The sequence below is a fragment of the Marinitenerispora sediminis genome (genome assembly GCF_003336425.1).
Lineage (GTDB): Bacteria > Actinomycetota > Actinomycetes > Streptosporangiales > Streptosporangiaceae > Marinitenerispora > Marinitenerispora sediminis.
On record NZ_QEIO01000013.1, the window covers coordinates 44,081 to 59,063 of the forward strand.

Genomic DNA, 14,983 nt, shown 5'->3' on the forward strand with positions numbered 1-14,983 from the left:
GCCGTGGACGCGCGCTCCGGCACACCCCGTCAACGATCCAGGGAAGCGGTCCTGGGGAGTGGCGGGGCGAACCCGGCCGCCGACAGGATCGCGATCACCACGCCGCGCATCGCGGTCTGGACCTCTGCGGACTGCCGGATCGCCGCAGTGAACCCGCGCCGGTCGCACGTCTCCCATCGCATCACTCCGCAGCTGGGAGCCGGTCTTCCAGCTCACGACGACCGCGGCCTCGCCTCTGTGGAAGAGGCGGTTCCCCATGCCGGCGTGGACCTCGGCGCCGACGGCGGGCTCCGGGGCCAGACCAGGCGCGACCACCGGCAGCCCGGTGGCGGTGAGCCTGTCGCGGACCCGCTGGCCGCCGCTCGGTGGCCCGGACGCTCTCCTCCCCCTCTGCCATGCTCGGAAACGTCTCCGGCGGCTCCGCCACCAGCGACAGGACGGTGGGCACGGCTCCGCCGGACGCCGTCCCGGGCGTCCGCGCCGATCCCGGGAGGGGCGCCCCTCACCCCTTCTCCGCCCCCGCCGTCAGGCCCGAGATCAGTAGCCGCTGCGCCAGGACGAAGCCCACCACCACGGGAACGGTGATGGCGATCGAGCCCGCCATCAGTACCGGCGCCGGGATGCTGAAGTCGGCCAGCCTGGCGATTCCCAGGGAGACCGTCCAGCGCTCGCGGTCGCCGACCAGGAACAGCAGCGCGAACAGGAACTCGTTCCACGCGATCATGAAGACGTACAGCGCGGTCGCCGTGATGCCCGGCAGCGCCATCGGCAGCACGACGCGGGTGATCACCTGGAACCGGTTGCAGCCGTCCACCTCCGCCGCCTCCTCCACCGACGCGGGGACCGCCCGGAAGTAGCTGCGCAGCAGGTACAGCGAGACCGGTACCGTCTGCGCGAGGTAGATGAGGACCAGCCCGGGCAGCGTCCCGGTGAGCCCGATCCGGCTGAACAGCACGAACAGCGGTACGGCGAGCACGATGCCCGGGAACAGGTACACCGCCAGGAAGAGACCGCTGACCGCGTCGCGGCCGAAGAAGCGCAGCCGCACGGCCGCGTAGGCGCCGAGTACGCTGCACGCCACGGCCAGCACCGTGCTCGCGGTCGCCACCACCACCGAGTTGCGCATGAACCGCGCGAGACCGAAACCGCCGGAGTCCTCGTCGCGCAGCGCCGTTCCGTAGGAGCTGACATCCACCTCGCCCGGACGGGGCAGGGCCAGCGGGTCGGCGACCACGTCGGCGAACGGGCGGACCGAGAGCACGATCCCGTACGCCAGCGGAGCGACGGCGGCCAGCGCCGCCACCGCGATCACCACGATCCGGAGCACGGCCAGCACGGCGCTCTCGACCGCGTGCCGGTCCAGTGGGCGGCGGGGCCGCCGGGCGGTCGCTGCCACCTAACCACGCTCCTCCCGCTCGCCGCGCGACAGCCGGACGTAGAGCGCGAGCGGCACCAGCAGCGCCAGCGTCATCAGCACGCCCAGGGCCGACGCCGTCCCGATGTCCGCCCGCGTGACCAGCTCCTGGTACACCCGCACCCCGACCACCTCGGTGCCGCCCGCGCCGCCGGTGAGCAGGTAGACGTCGGTGAAGTTCTGGAACGACCAGATGAACCGCAGCAGCGCCAGGAGCAGCAGCACCCCGGCGAGCTGGGGGAGCAGTACGTGCCGGAAGCGCTGGACGGGCGACGCGCCGTCGATCACCGCGGCTTCCTCGACGTCGCGCGGGACCGCCTGCAGCCGCGCCGTCACGAACAGGAACGCCAGCGGGAACGACTTCCACACCTCGAACAGGACCACCACCCCCAGCGCCACCGGCACCGGGAGGCCCGCCACGTCCACACCGCGCGTGGTGAGGAAGTTGACCGGTTCGGTCCACCCGAGGAAGCGCCGCCCCATCTCGTTGACCGCCCCGTACTGCGGGTTCAGCAGCGTGGTCCAGACCGTGGCCGCCGCGACGACCGGCAGCACGTAGGGCACCAGGACCAGCCCGCGCAGCAGTCCGCGCCCCGGAAACGGCCGGCGCAGCGCGAGCGCCAGCGCCAGCCCGGCCAGCACCGACCCGGCCGTCGTCAGGGTCGCGTACACCAGCGTGGTGCGGGCCGCCGCCCAGAAGCCGGGGCCGCCCAGCACGCGTGTGAAGTTGCGGAGGGTGAAGTCCAGGTCGGCGGGGGTGAGCGACCGGATGTCGATCAGCCGGACGTGCTGGAAGGCCAGCATGATGCCCGCGGCGAAGGGCGCGAGCACCACCAGGCCGACCACCAGCAGCGTCGGCGAGATGAGCAGCCGGCCGTGCAGCTCCTCGCGTGCCCGCCGGGTCAGCCGCCGCCGGGAGGGCCGGTGCCGGCCGGGCTCCGGCGGGCCGCCGGCCGCGTCGCGCCGCGCCGTTCCGCCTGCCAGCCCGCTCATTCGACGTCCGCCCGCACACCGGCCGCGGCCTCGGCCATGCCCTGGGCGTAGCGACGCGGATCGCCGGTCTCGAACAGCGTGCCGAGGTCGGCCACCAGCGTGTTCTGCGCCGACAGCGCGCCCGCGAGCACGGCGTCCTCGGTGCCGTAGCCCCAGCGCCGGAAGTGCTGCGCGCCGTGGACGATCGCCGCGACGGTACCGGCGCCGTACACCTCCGCCAGCGGCGTGCGGGTGTCGGGATCCTCCCCCGCGGGCAGCCGCGCCCAGGCGTCGGCGAAGGAGTTCGGCGACTCCGGCGTGCCGGTCCGCATCGGCACCCGGCCCTCGGGGGAGACGGCCAGCGACTCCAGGTAGCCGTCGCCGAGCAGGTACCGGACGAACCGTCCGGCCGGCTCGGCGTCGGCCCCGCGCGGCACGCCGAGGTTGAGGGTGAGGCCGTACTGGACCCCGACGTCGTTGTCGGGCCCGGTTAGGGTGGTCACCACGCCGGAGTTCTCGGCGAGGAAGCGCGGATCGCGGGCGCACTCGGGGCAGGTCGGCGGGAAGGAGGGGGCCAGGCCGGCGAGCTCGTCGAAGATGTGCGACCCCCAGAACAGCATGGCCGCCTCGCCGGCCAGGTAGGCCGCCCGGGTGGTCTCCACGTCCTGGTCGCCGCGCACCGAGGCGGCCGCCATCTCGGTGTAGAGCCGCAGCCCCTCCACGCAGGCGGGCGAGGCCAGCGCGATGCGGCCCGAGCCGTCGACCAGCTCGCAGCCGTTGGCGAGGAGCAGCGCCTCCAGCGTCTGGGTGGTGAACGGGTCGCCCGGCCGGGTGCCGAGCACGATCCCGGCCATGCCGTCGCCGTGCAGCCGCCGGGCGGCCGCGGCGATCCGCTCCAGGGAGTCCGGCGGCTCCAGCCCGGCCGCGGCGAACAGGTCCCTGCGGTAGACGAGGACCTGGCCCCAGCCGTCGCTGGGGACCGCCGCCAGCCGGCCGTCAAGGGTGACCATGTCCAGCGCGCGGGCGCTGAAGGTCGCGCGTCCGAGGTCCGCGACCACGTCCTCGGCCGTCTCCGTGTCGAGCAGCCCCTGCCGGGTCCACGTCGCCGCCTGGTCCGGTGCCAGCAGGATGACGTCCGGCACGTTCCCGGACGCCACCCCGGTGACCAGCGCCTGGTTCTGGTCCGCGGCGCCCATCGGCACGACCGTCACGGGGATGCCGGTCCGCTCGGTGAACCGCCGCGCGGTCGCCTCCTGCTGGGCGATCCGGCCCGGTGTGACGTGCGGCGTCCAGAAGGTGATGCCCGCGTCGTCGCGTTCCCGGCCGAACTGGCATCCCGTGGCCAGCAGCATGGCCGCGACGACGGCCAGCACCGGAACGGCGCGCGGTACGCGGCCACGCCGCCGGTTCCGCGGGTCGTTCGGCACGGACATCGGTCCTCCAGTCGGGTACGCGGCGGGCCGCGGCTCCGGGTTCCGGCGCCGGTGGTGATCGCGCGCGTGCGGTGGGTGATGGTCGCTGGACCCTCGATTGTCAGGCCATCGGGCCGGTGAGACCAGAGTCCGCGCCGGGCCTGCTTCGGCCACTGCCCCCGGGCGCCAAGCCGACGGAGCGCCCCCGCGCGCGGTCGGCGCCCACCACAGGAACGCCGCGGGGCCGATCGCGCCACCGAGCAGGCAGACCGCCGGCCACCCATCGGCCGCCCGCCGGCCGCGTAGCACGCGGTCGCGGTGACGGCGCCGAGGGCGCTGCCGATCGAGCAGCAGACCATGCGACCGGCGATCGGGCGGCTGCCCGCGTCGAAGGCGCGGCGGGTAGCTGACGCGCTGGCTGGCCACGTGCACGGCCGGCACCGCCAGGTCCAGGACGGCCGCACCGAGCGCCAGCGAGCCCAGCGGCGGCAGGGGAGCACGTCCGTGCGCGGCGGCACTCCCGCTGCCGCCGTCTCACTCCGGCGGAATCGGCAGCGGCCGGCCGTCCAGAGCGGCCAGCGCGATGAGGACGCTCGCCGCCGTGATCGCCAGCGGTGCCACCGCGGCCGGACGGCCCTCGGCGGTGACCTTCTCGGGCAGCGCGCCGAGCCGGGTCCGCCGCACGTCCAGCCAGTCGAGCAGTTCGCGGGCCGTCTCCCCGTCTCCGGCCGAGGCGGCCGCCATCGCGAACAGCGAGATCTGCGGCGTCCAGGCGGTCGCGGTGTCCGGCCACTCCTCGCCCGGGCGCAACCCCCCGTTGGCGAGCCGGAGCGCGTCCAGCGCCCGCCGCCACGCGGCCACCGTCCGGGGCGCCTGCCGGGCGAACGGCGGCAGCAGAAACGCCACGGACGCGTCCCGGCCGCCACCCGGCCGCCGCGGAAAATCGGCCGGTGCGAAGTACCGGTCCAGCCCTGCACGCAGCCGCCGCGCGGCGGCCGCGCACACGCCGGCGGACGCGACCTCGCCGAGCTGGCCGAGCAGGTCGGCTCCGGCGCGCGCGCCGAGCAGCAGCGGCGCGACGGTGCCCAGCGTCGGTTCCGCGACCTCCTGTTCCCAGTAGTCCGGAGTGGCACGCGGCAGACCCGTGTCCGGGTCCACCACCGCGTCGATCGCCCGCGTGGCGGCCAGCAGCATCGGGCGGAGCCCGGCCAGCGCCTCCGCGCCGCGCGATCGCGGCGCGGTGCGGACCCAGACCCAGGCCGCCCACAGTGTCCAGCCGATGCCGTCGAGCTGGATGCCCCGCTCGTCCGGCACCCGGCCCGAACCGTCCGGCAGGTAGCGGGCCTGCCAGGTCCCGTCCGGCTCCTGCATACGGGCGACATAGTGGATCGCGTCCAGTGCGGCGTCGTGGGCGCCGACCAGGCACAGCGCCACGGCCGCGTACCCGGTGTCGCGCGGCCACACGTACCGCCAGTAGGGGCTGGCGGCGGCGACCAGTGCGCCGTTGGGGTACGTCAGGGCGTGCAGGTCGAGCAGCGCGCAGTCCGCCATGCCGGCGTGGCGCGACCCGCGCCCCGGCGGCCGGGTGGCCGCGAATGCCGCCCGCCCCGCCGCCACGGCCTCCGGAGTGGCCTCGGCCGCCCCGTCCAGCGGAGCCCCGGACGGGTCGAGGAGAGCGGTGCCCGGGACCCGCCGGACCGCCGAGCCCGGCGGCACCACCAGCGGCGTGCCGTCCGCGCCGACCACCACGCCGTCGGAGTACAGCCGCGTCTCCGGCCGCCACGCGGTGCCCCGGGTACCCAGCGTCCCCGGCGGATGGTGCTCCGGCCCGTCCAGCGTCACGACCCTCGTCCCGGCCTGCATCCCGACCTCCCCGACGAATCACGGCCCGCGCTACCGGGGCGACGGGTCCGTCCACCTGCAGCTTCCCCGAGACCCACCCGGCGAACCGGGGCGCCGGCATCTTAGGGCACGCCAGCGGCGACGGTGCGCGGACGGACCTCAGCGGCCGAGCCCGGCGAGCGCGTCAAGGGCGCGGCGGGCGTGCGCGCGGCTGGGCTCGAACGCGGCGTCGTCGGGGGCGGTGGCCCGCAGCTGCGCCATCGCCTGCGAGTAGGCGTAGCCGGCCTCGACGAGTTCTGCCAGCGGGATGATCGGCGCGATTTCGCCGCGTTGAAGGGCACGGTCCATGTGGGCGCGTAACGCCTCGACGGTCGCCGTGTAGGTCCGTGCCGCGAGCTCGCGCACCCGCTGGTCCCGCCGCCCCCGTTCCGCGACCGCCCGCGCGAGCATGCATCCCCACGGCCGCAGGCCGAGCCGGCCCGGGTCCTGGTACAGCGCGATGGCGACGGCCGCCTCCCACGCGGTGGCGGCGGAAGCGGCGGCGTCCGCGAGCCCGTCGATCTGGCGATGGCAGTACGCGGCCAGTGCGGTGTGGAAGAGGGCATCCTTGTTGCCGAAGGCCGTGTACAGGCTCTGCCCCTGCACGTTGGTGGCCGCAGTGAGCATCTGCCGCCCCGCCCGAGCCGTCGCCGCGCGACTACGCTGGCAGACATGACGCGCCCCTACACGATCCTGAGCTGCGCGATGTCGGTGGACGGCCGCATCGACGATGCCGGCCCGGACCGGCTGCGGCTCTCCAACGAGGCGGACTTCGACGAGGTCGACGAACTGCGCGCCGGATGCGACGCGATCCTGGTCGGGGCCGAGACGATCCGGCGCGACGACCCGAGGCTGCTGGTGCGCTCCGCCGCGCGCCGCGAGGCCCGGCTGGCCGCCGGCCGGTCCGCGAGCCTGACCCGCGTCGTGCTGAGCGGCACCGGCGACCTGGCGCCGACGGCCCGGGTGTTCGGCGGCGACGCGGCCACTCTCTTCTACGTGGGGGCTTGCGGGTACCCAGCCGCGGCGCGGCGCTTCGCCGACGCCTGCCGGGTCGAGGTCGTGCCCGCCGGAGTGGAGCCGGACATCCGGTGGATCACCGCCGACCTCGCGGGACGCGGGGTGCGCCGGCTGCTCGTGGAAGGCGGCGGCGCCGTGCACACCGCGTTCCTCACCGCCGGGCTGGCCGACGAGATCCGGCTCGCGGTCGCGCCGTTCTTCGTGGGCGGCGCCGCCGCGCCGACCTTCGTGCGCCCCGGCCGGTTCCCGCACGGCCCGGACCACCCCATGCGCCTCGCCGAGGCGCGCACGATCGGCGGCATCGTGGTGCTGCGCTACCTGCTCGACGGGGCCGCGTCGTGAACGGCGCGGTGCTCACGGCCGCGGACCGCCGGTGGCTGCGGGCCGCGATCGACCTCTCCCGGCGCTGTCCGCCTTCGGCGACCGCCTTCTCCGTGGGGGCGGTCGTGGTGGCGGCGGACGGCGCGGTGCTGGCCGAGGGGTACTCGCGGCGCGACGACCCGCACGACCACGCCGAGGAGGCCGCACTGCGCGACCTGGCACCCGACGACCCCCGGCTGGCCGCGGCCACCGTCTACAGCTCGCTGGAGCCATGCTCGGCCCGGGCGTCCCGCCCCCGCCCGTGCAGCTGCCTCATCCTCGACACCGTGCTCCCGCGCGTGGTGTTCGCGTGGCGGGAGCCCTCGCTGTTCGTGGACTGCGACGGCGCCGAGCGCCTGCGGGCCGCCGGGCGGACGGTCGTGGAGGCACCGGAGTTCGCGCACCTGGTCCGCGAGGTGAACGCCCACCTGCTCAGCTGACCTGCACCGCCGCCACCGACCCGGGCCGGCCCGCCCGGCCCGGGGCCCGCGGTCCTAGGCGATCGAGGGCTCGTCCGCCTCCAGCACCTCCACCAGGACGCGCCCCTGGGCGTCGGCCGGCGGCTCGGCCCCGAGCAGGTGGCTCACGGTGGGGGCGACGTCCACGATCCGCGGCGACGCCAGCGACCGGCCGACCGCGATCCCGGCTCCGGCGAACCCGAGCGGGGCGAGGGCCTCCCGCGTGCTGGCGTGGCCGCCGCGCGGCAGGCCGTCCACCGCCGCCGGGTCGATGAACGCGTAGGGCGGCACCGCCTCGATGGCGAAGTCGCCCTCGCTGGCCGCCGCGCCCATGGCGTCGAGCTCCGCCCGGTTGTAGACGCCTTCGAGTTCGGGCAGGCCGCGCAGGAGCTCCTCCAGCCGGGTGCGCGCGGGCTCCTCGGCCGCCGCGCCGCGCAGGTAGAGGTTGGCCGCGCGCGGGCTCGCGGTCAGCACCACCTCGGTGTCCGGAGCGGGGGACTGGCCGGAGTAGAGCCGCTGCACCGGATGCCCCGCCGCGGTGATGGCGCCGAGCACCTGCGGCTCCAGCGACTGGGTGTAGCCGGTCATGCCGTGGTCGGACACGAACACGAAGGCGGTGCGGTCGTGGATACCGGCCGCGCGGACCGCGTCGACCAGCACGCCGATCCCGGCGTCCATCTCCGCGAGCCGCACCGGGATGCGCGGCGAGTCGGGGCCCTCGCGGTGGCCGATCGAGTCGATGTCGGCGGCGTAGACGGCGATGTAGTCGGGGACGCGCGGCACGGTGACCTCGGTGCCGCCGGAGTCCACGGGCTCGCCGCGCAGCACCGCGGTGACGGACGCGAGGTTCTCCTCCCAGGTGTCGCCCTGGGTGTAGAGCCCCTCGGGGTCGCCGTAGGCGGCGCCGCGGCCCTCCACGATGTACCAGCCGGCGGCGAGGACGGTACGCCCCTGGCGGCGCAGGCTCTGCGCGACGGTCTCGGCGTTCACGGTCCGGGACTGGCCGACCGCGCGCCCGGTGGCGGGGTCCAGGACGTAGGCGGCGTTGCCGTGGACCGCCGGCCACGCGCCGGTGGCCATGCTGGCCCGGTTGGGGTTGGACACCGCCTTGTAGGTGCACCCGGCGACCGCCTCGCTCCCGGAGGTCAGCAGGGCCCGCAGGTTGGCCAGGCGCGGGGTGTCGAGGTAGCGGTCCAGGTAGCGCGGGTCGATGCCGTCCCAGTCGATGAGCACGACGTGGTCGGCCCGGGAGCGGGGGAACGGCGAAGACGCGCCCCAGGCGGCCTGCGCCTGGGCGGCCGGTCCGAGGACGCCCACACCGATGGCCGAAACCGCGGTGGTGGCCAGAAAGGACCTTCTGCGCATGGGCCGATCGTCTCCTCGCATCCGTGCGAAGTTCGCCAATAGTCATGAAGTGCCGCGTATGGGATCTCATCCTGCCGGACGGGGCTTCCGGTTCGCCACAGGCAGTGAATATATCCTCCGGGAGGATTCTTCCCGGGTTTTGCATCCGGTGGAGGTAAGCGACGCGGAATGGTTACAGAACGATTGGTTAATGATCGCGGCCACGGGAATCGAGTTAGGGTTAACCTGCGGCGTCCACTCTGCGCGCCGGTGGTTCGAGGAACGAGGCGGCCCTCCCATGGAAAATGACAGCATGCATTGGATGAAGCGTCAACCAAAAGCGGAGTGGGGAAAATTTCCGGAAATTGACACAACTCATCCGAGTGTTATCCGAGTGTACGATTTCCTGCTCGGGGGGAAGGACAATTTCGCCGTCGACCGCGAGGCGGGCCGGAAACTCCGCCAGGTCTCTCCGGAACTGGTGGATATCGCCCAGGCCGGGCGCGGGTTCGTCCGCCGGGTGGTGCGCTTCCTGACCCGTGAGGCCGGCATCCGCCAGATCGTCGACGTCGGCTCGGGCCTGCCCTCCGCCCGCAAGGTGCACGAGGCGGCGCACGCCGAGGCGCCCGACACCCGGGTCGTCTACCTCGACAACGACCCCGTCGCCCTCGTGCACGGCCGGGCGCTGCTCGCCGACAACCACAACACCAGCTTCATCTACGCGAACCTGCTGCAACCGCGCGAGATGATGGCCGCGCTGCGCGACCAGAAGCTGATCGACTTCGACGAGCCGCTCGCCGTGCTCGTCGCCGGGGCGCTGCACCGCGTCATGCCCGAGCACGACGCCCCCGGCATCATCCGCGAGGTGCTCGCGCCGCTCCCCGTCGGCTCCTACCTCTGCCTCGCCACGCTCATCAACGACGGCACGGGCAACGCCGCCAAGGCCGAGGTCGTCGGCGGCGAGACCCTGGGCCGGCTCAAGTTCCGCACCAGCGAGGAGGTCCTGGCGCTGCTCGACGGGCTCGAACTCGTGCCGCCCGGTTTCGGGTGCGTCTCCGCGTGGCGCCCGGACGATCCCGAGCAGGTCTTCGATCCCGACATGATCTGGTGCAAGGGAGCGGTCGGGCGCAAGGTCCACACCTGAGCCCCGCCGCACCGCGGCGCCGGGGACCGGTCGGGCGGGGCGACGCCGCGTGCGCGCCCCCACGGCCCGCGGCCGCCCCCACGGCCGCCGGCGCGGCGCCGACCGACCCCCTCACTCAGGTCAGAGCCGGTCCAGGTCCCGCATCCGCAGCACCGCCCGGCCCTCCTCGTCGGAGGCGGCGAGGTCGACCTCGACCGAGATCCCCCAGTCGTGGTGGTCCGCCGGGTCGTCGAGGATCTGCCGGACCTCCCAGGTGTCCGCGCCCTCCTCGATGAGCAGCATCCGCGGGCCACGCGCGTCCGGCCCGGTCCGGATCTCGTCGTGCTCGGCGTAGTACTCCGCGAGCGCGTCCTCCCACTCGTCGGCGTCCCAGCCGTCCTCGGCGTCGAGCGCGCCCAGCTCGTCGTAGCGGCGCAGCGCCGCCAGCTCCACCCGCCGGAACAGCGCGTTGCGCACCAGCACCCGGAACGCCCGGGGGTTGCTGGTCACCGGCTTCGGCCGCTCCTCCACGGCGCGTTCGCCGGGTTCGTCCGCGGGGTTGGTCAGCTGCTCCCACTCATCCAGCAGGCTGGAGTCGACCTGGCGGACCAGTTCGCCCAGCCACTCGATCAGGTCGAGCAGTTCATCGGTCTTGGCGTCCTCGGGAACCGTCTGGCTGACCGCCTTGTACGCGCTCGCGAGGTAGCGCAGCACCAGCCCCTCGGAACGGGCGAGCTCGTAGTGGCCGACGTACTCGGTGAAGGTCATCGCCCGCTCGAACAGGTCGCGCGCCACCGACTTCGGCCGCAGCGGGTGGTCGCCCACCCACGGGTGGCCGCGCCGGTACACCTGGTAGGCGTGGTCGAGCAGCTCCTCCAGCGGCTTGGGGTAGCTGACCTCCTCCAGCCGCTCCATCCGCTCCTCGTACTCGATCCCGTCGGCCTTCATCTGCGCCACGGCCTCGCCGCGCGCCTTGTTCTGCTGGGCGGCGAGGATCTGCCGGGGGTCGTCCAGCGTCGACTCCACCACCGTGAGCACGTCGAGGGCGTAACTCGGCGAGGTCGGGTCCAGCAGCTCCAGCGCGGCCAGCGCGAACGTCGACAGCGGCTGGTTCAGCGCGAAGTCCGGCTGCAGGTCGACGGTGAGCCGCGCGGTGCGCCCGTCGCCGTCGGGCTCGGGCAGCCGCTCCACGATGCCGCCGTCCAGCAGCGACCGGTAGATGGCGATCGCCTCCCGGATGTGCCGCCGCTGGTTCCGGCGCTCCTCGTGGTTGTCGGTGAGCAGGTGCCGCATCGCCGCGAAGCAGTCGCCCGGGCGCGCGATCACGCTGAGCAGCATCGCGTTGCTCACCCGGAACCGCGAGGTCAGCGGCTCCGGCTCGGCGGCGATCAGCTTCTCGAAGGCGGTCTGGTCCCACCCGACGAAGCCCTCCGGCGCCTTCTTGCGCACCACCTTGCGGCGCTTCTTCGGGTCATCGCCCGCCTTCGCCAGCGCCTTCTCGTTCTCCACCACGTGCTCGGGCGCCTGCACCACGACGTTGCCCACCGTGTCGAACCCGGCGCGCCCGGCCCGGCCGGCGATCTGGTGGAATTCCCGGGCGCTCAGCCGGCGGACCCGGCTGCCGTCGTACTTGCTCAGCGCCGTGAACAGCACGGTGCGGATGGGCACGTTCACCCCCACGCCGAGGGTGTCGGTGCCGCAGATGACCTTGAGCAGCCCGGACTGCGCCAGCCGCTCCACCAGCCGGCGGTACTTCGGCAGCATGCCGGCGTGGTGGACGCCGATGCCGTGCCGCACGTACCTGGACAGGTTGCGGCCGAACCGCGTGGTGAAGCGGAAGTTGCCGATCTCCCGGGCGATGGCGTCCTTCTCCGCGCGGGTGCACATGTTGATGCTCATCAGCGACTGCGCCCGCTCCACCGCCTGCGCCTGGGTGAAGTGCACGATGTAGACGGGCGACTCCCGCGTGCCGAGCAGCTCCTCCAGCGTCTCGTGCAGCGGGGTGGTGCGGTAGGAGTAGAACAGCGGCACCGGGCGCTCGACCGAGCGCACCACCGCGGTGGTGCGCCCGGTGCGCCGGGACAGGTCCTCCTCGAACCGCGCCACGTCGCCGAGCGTCGCCGACATCAGGACGAACTGCGCCCGCGGCAGCTCCAGGAGCGGGACCTGCCACGCCCAGCCGCGGTCCGGCTCGGCGTAGAAGTGGAACTCGTCCATGACGACCTGGCCGAGGTCGGCGTCGGCGCCGTCCCGCAGCGCGATGTTGGCCAGGACCTCCGCGGTGCAGCAGATGATCGGCGCGCCCGGGTTGACGCTCGCGTCGCCCGTCATCATCCCGACGTTGACGGTCCCGAACACCTTGCAGAGGTCGAAGAACTTCTCCGACACCAGCGCCTTGATCGGCGCGGTGTAGAAGCTCCGCTCGCCGCGCGCGAACGCCGCGAAGTGCGCGCCGGCCGCCACCAGGCTCTTCCCGGAGCCGGTGGGGGTGTTCAGGATGACGTTGGACCCCGACACCACCTCGATGAGGGCTTCCTCCTGGTGGGGGTACAGCGTGAGCCCCCGGTCGTCGGCCCACTCGGCGAAGGCCTCGAACAGGGCATCGGGATCCGGGTCTGCCGGCAGCTGATCGATGAGACTCACGCCCCCCATACTGCCCGCTCCCGGAGACCTCCCGGGCCATCGGGGCGCCTCGGACCAGGTCGGCGGCCCGGCGCTCGGCGGGCGAAGCCGGGGGCGGATCAGCCGGATCCGGCCGCCCGCACCCCGGCGGTGCCGCCTGCGGATCAGCCGAGCACGCGCGCCAGGAACTCCAGGCGGCGCCGGTGCCCGGCGACCTCGCCGCCCTCATGGCCGTTGAACTCCCACAGCCGCATGTCCTTGGGACCGGCGTAGGCGTTGTACACCGCGAAGCACGTGGAGGGCGGGGTCACCGGGTCCATCGCCGCCGCGCTGAACGCCGCCGGCACGGTGGCACGGGGCGCGAAGTTGAGCGCGTCCACGTAGGAGAGGGTCCGGAACACCTGATCGACCCGGTCGCGGTGCACCCGCAGGTAGCGCGCCAGCTCCACGTAGGGCCCCTCGCTCGCGATCTCGGCGCCGCGCCGGAAGTGCGACAGGAACGGGACGTCGGAGACGATCCCGGCCACGTCCGGCACGAGCGCGCCCACCGCGACCGCGAGCCCGCCGCCCTGGCTCGCGCCCATGACCGCGACCCGGTCCGGATCGACACCGTCGGTCCGGCGCGCCGCGGCGACCGCGCGCACCGCGTCGGTGATCAGGCGGCGGTAGTAGTAGTCGTGCGGATCCAGCACCCCCTTGGTCATGAAACCGGGGAAGTGCGGATGCGGGGAGGCCACGGGGTCGGGGGTGTCACCGGAGCGGCCCGCGCTGCCCTGCCCGCGCAGGTCCATGAGCAGGTGCGCGTAGCCGGCCGAGGCGTAGACGAGGGCGTCCAGCGGGTCGCTGCGGCCGCCGCCGTAACCCGGGAACTCCACCACGCACGGCAGCCGGCCGCCGCGCCCGCGGGGCAGGAGCAGCCACGCCCGGACGGGCTGGCCGCCGAAGCCGGCGTACTCGACGTCGAACACGTCGAGCGTGGTCAGCGGGGTCGGGTGCGGTGTCAGCTTCGGGGTGGCGTCGAACCGGTCGGACTCGGCCAGGGTGGCCGCCCAGAAGTCGTCGAAGTCGGCGGCAGCCGTGCCCGGCGCCTGGAAGCTGCGCAGCTGGTCGGGGGAGAGGTCGCTGAGGGGCATGCCCGGCAGCCTACGCACGCCCCGCCCGCGGTCGGCGGGCGGGGCATGCGGGGGTGCGGGGCGGCGGCGCGGCCGGATACGGCCGCGCGGTGCCGCCGGAGTCGGCCGCGCGGCCGGAGGGTCAGATGAGGCCGAGCGCGCGGACGGCGTCGCGCTCCTCGCCGAGCTCCCGCACCGAGGCGTCGATGCGCTCGCGCGAGAACGCGTCGATCTCCAGGCCCTGCACGATCTCCCACCGGCCCTCGCGCGAGACCACCGGGAAGGAGGAGATGAGGCCCTCCGGCACACCGTAGGAGCCGTCGGACACGATGGCCGCCGACGTCCAGTCGCCCTCGGGGGTGCCGAGCACCCAGTCGCGGACGTGGTCGATCGCGGCGTTGGCGGCGGAGGCGGCCGAGGACGCGCCCCGCGCCTTGATGATCGCCGCGCCGCGCTTGGCCACGGTCGGGATGAAGGTGTCGCGCAGCCAGCCCTCGTCGTTCACGGCCTCGGCGGCGTTCTTGCCGGCCACCTCGGCGTGGAAGATGTCGGGGTACTGGGTCGCGGAGTGGTTGCCCCAGATGGTGAGCTTGCTGATCTCGGTCACCTGCACGCCGAGCTTCCCGGCCAGCTGCGACACCGCCCGGTTGTGGTCCAGCCGGGTCATCGCGGTGAACCGCTCGGCCGGCACGTCCGGCGCGTGCGCCTGCGCGATCAGGGCGTTGGTGTTCGCGGGGTTGCCCACCACGAGCACGCGGATGTCGTCGGCCGCCCCGGCGTTGATGGCCTCGCCCTGCGGCTTGAAGATCCCGCCGTTGGCCTCCAGGAGGTCGCCGCGCTCCATCCCCTCCGTCCGCGGCCGGGCGCCCACGAGCAGCGCCACGTTGGCGCCCTCGAACGCCTGACGCGGGTCGTCGAAGATGTCGATCCCGTGCAGCAGCGGGAAGGCGCAGTCGTCGAGCTCCATGGCGGTGCCCTCGGCCGCCTTGACCGCCTTCGGGATCTCCAGCAGCCGCAGCCTCACCGGGGTGTCCGGCCCGAGCAGCTGCCCCGAGGCGATGCGGAACAGCAGCGCGTAGCCGATCTGACCAGCCGCGCCGGTGACGGTGACGTTGACGGGAACTTGAGCCATGCCTCTTCTCCTGACCACTCTGGTGCGACCCGCGATCGTACCTCGCAGCACACGGCGCCGATCCTGCGCCCCGCCGGTGCTCGTGTGTGTCGCGGCCTCCCACCCTAGTGTTCGGCCACCCCGCCTCCGTGAGCCC

General features: G+C 74.1%; 12 protein-coding genes. 3 read left to right on the top strand and 9 right to left on the bottom strand.

Annotated features, from left to right (window positions below):
- Positions 1-502: 502 nt before the first annotated feature.
- From DEF28_RS04065 to DEF28_RS04085, 5 genes are all read right to left on the bottom strand, one after another.
- Positions 503-1,396, bottom strand: a complete 894-nt coding sequence (locus DEF28_RS04065) for a carbohydrate ABC transporter permease (protein WP_199493128.1) — start codon at positions 1,394-1,396, stop codon at positions 503-505.
- Positions 1,397-2,407 (bottom strand): carbohydrate ABC transporter permease, encoded by a 1,011-nt coding sequence (locus tag DEF28_RS04070; protein WP_114396527.1) that lies wholly within the window; start codon positions 2,405-2,407, stop codon positions 1,397-1,399.
- A complete protein-coding gene (locus tag DEF28_RS04075; RefSeq protein ID WP_114396528.1) occupies positions 2,404-3,819 on the bottom strand; it encodes an ABC transporter substrate-binding protein in 1,416 nt (471 codons plus the stop codon). The genes DEF28_RS04070 and DEF28_RS04075 overlap by 4 nt, the downstream gene beginning before the upstream one ends.
- A gap of 513 nt (positions 3,820-4,332) precedes the next feature.
- Complete coding sequence (locus DEF28_RS04080; protein ID WP_114396529.1) at positions 4,333-5,661, bottom strand: glycoside hydrolase family 15 protein; 1,329 nt, start codon at positions 5,659-5,661, stop codon at positions 4,333-4,335.
- Between the two features lie 138 nt (positions 5,662-5,799).
- Positions 5,800-6,306 (bottom strand): TetR family transcriptional regulator C-terminal domain-containing protein, encoded by a 507-nt coding sequence (locus tag DEF28_RS04085; protein WP_114396530.1) that lies wholly within the window; start codon positions 6,304-6,306, stop codon positions 5,800-5,802.
- Between the two features lie 45 nt (positions 6,307-6,351).
- On the opposite strand from DEF28_RS04085, the gene DEF28_RS28280 reads away from it, so the two are divergent.
- Positions 6,352-7,038, top strand: coding sequence for a RibD family protein (locus tag DEF28_RS28280; RefSeq protein ID WP_233515078.1), 687 nt, complete (start codon positions 6,352-6,354; stop codon positions 7,036-7,038).
- A complete protein-coding gene (locus DEF28_RS28285) occupies positions 7,035-7,496 on the top strand; it encodes a cytidine/deoxycytidylate deaminase family protein (RefSeq protein WP_233515079.1) in 462 nt (153 codons plus the stop codon). The genes DEF28_RS28280 and DEF28_RS28285 overlap by 4 nt, the downstream gene beginning before the upstream one ends.
- A gap of 54 nt (positions 7,497-7,550) precedes the next feature.
- Here the strand turns inward: DEF28_RS28285 and DEF28_RS04095 are convergent, their stop codons facing one another.
- On the bottom strand, positions 7,551-8,879 hold the full coding sequence (locus DEF28_RS04095; protein ID WP_114396531.1) for an alkaline phosphatase family protein: 1,329 nt from the start codon (positions 8,877-8,879) through the stop codon (positions 7,551-7,553).
- Between the two features lie 301 nt (positions 8,880-9,180).
- On the opposite strand from DEF28_RS04095, the gene DEF28_RS27435 reads away from it, so the two are divergent.
- Positions 9,181-10,002, top strand: coding sequence for an SAM-dependent methyltransferase (locus tag DEF28_RS27435; protein WP_258862200.1), 822 nt, complete (start codon positions 9,181-9,183; stop codon positions 10,000-10,002).
- 120 nt (positions 10,003-10,122) lie between these two features.
- Here DEF28_RS27435 and DEF28_RS04105 read toward each other — a convergent pair whose 3' ends face one another.
- From DEF28_RS04105 to DEF28_RS04115, 3 genes are all read right to left on the bottom strand, one after another.
- Complete coding sequence (locus DEF28_RS04105; protein WP_114396532.1) at positions 10,123-12,633, bottom strand: DEAD/DEAH box helicase; 2,511 nt, start codon at positions 12,631-12,633, stop codon at positions 10,123-10,125.
- 134 nt (positions 12,634-12,767) lie between these two features.
- Positions 12,768-13,736, bottom strand: a complete 969-nt coding sequence (locus DEF28_RS04110; RefSeq protein WP_114396533.1) for an acetylxylan esterase — start codon at positions 13,734-13,736, stop codon at positions 12,768-12,770.
- A 121-nt stretch (positions 13,737-13,857) separates the two neighbouring features.
- Positions 13,858-14,847, bottom strand: a complete 990-nt coding sequence (locus DEF28_RS04115) for a malate dehydrogenase (RefSeq protein ID WP_114396534.1) — start codon at positions 14,845-14,847, stop codon at positions 13,858-13,860.
- Positions 14,848-14,983 lie beyond the last annotated feature (136 nt).

What these genes read in the sequence shown, in the direction of transcription:
- DEF28_RS27435 (WP_258862200.1), top strand. Translation starts at nt 9,181, where the DNA reads ATGAAGCGTCAACCAAAAGCGGAGTGGGGAAAATTTCCGGAAATTGAC.
- DEF28_RS04080 (WP_114396529.1), bottom strand. Translation starts at nt 5,661, where the DNA reads ATGCAGGCCGGGACGAGGGTCGTGACGCTGGACGGGCCGGAGCACCAT.
- DEF28_RS04085 (WP_114396530.1), bottom strand. Translation starts at nt 6,306, where the DNA reads ATGCTCACTGCGGCCACCAACGTGCAGGGGCAGAGCCTGTACACGGCC.
- DEF28_RS28280 (WP_233515078.1), top strand. Translation starts at nt 6,352, where the DNA reads ATGACGCGCCCCTACACGATCCTGAGCTGCGCGATGTCGGTGGACGGC.
- DEF28_RS04075 (WP_114396528.1), bottom strand. Translation starts at nt 3,819, where the DNA reads ATGTCCGTGCCGAACGACCCGCGGAACCGGCGGCGTGGCCGCGTACCG.
- DEF28_RS04110 (WP_114396533.1), bottom strand. Translation starts at nt 13,736, where the DNA reads ATGCCCCTCAGCGACCTCTCCCCCGACCAGCTGCGCAGCTTCCAGGCG.
- DEF28_RS04105 (WP_114396532.1), bottom strand. Translation starts at nt 12,633, where the DNA reads ATGGGGGGCGTGAGTCTCATCGATCAGCTGCCGGCAGACCCGGATCCC.
- DEF28_RS04070 (WP_114396527.1), bottom strand. Translation starts at nt 2,407, where the DNA reads ATGAGCGGGCTGGCAGGCGGAACGGCGCGGCGCGACGCGGCCGGCGGC.
- DEF28_RS04115 (WP_114396534.1), bottom strand. Translation starts at nt 14,847, where the DNA reads ATGGCTCAAGTTCCCGTCAACGTCACCGTCACCGGCGCGGCTGGTCAG.
- DEF28_RS04095 (WP_114396531.1), bottom strand. Translation starts at nt 8,879, where the DNA reads ATGCGCAGAAGGTCCTTTCTGGCCACCACCGCGGTTTCGGCCATCGGT.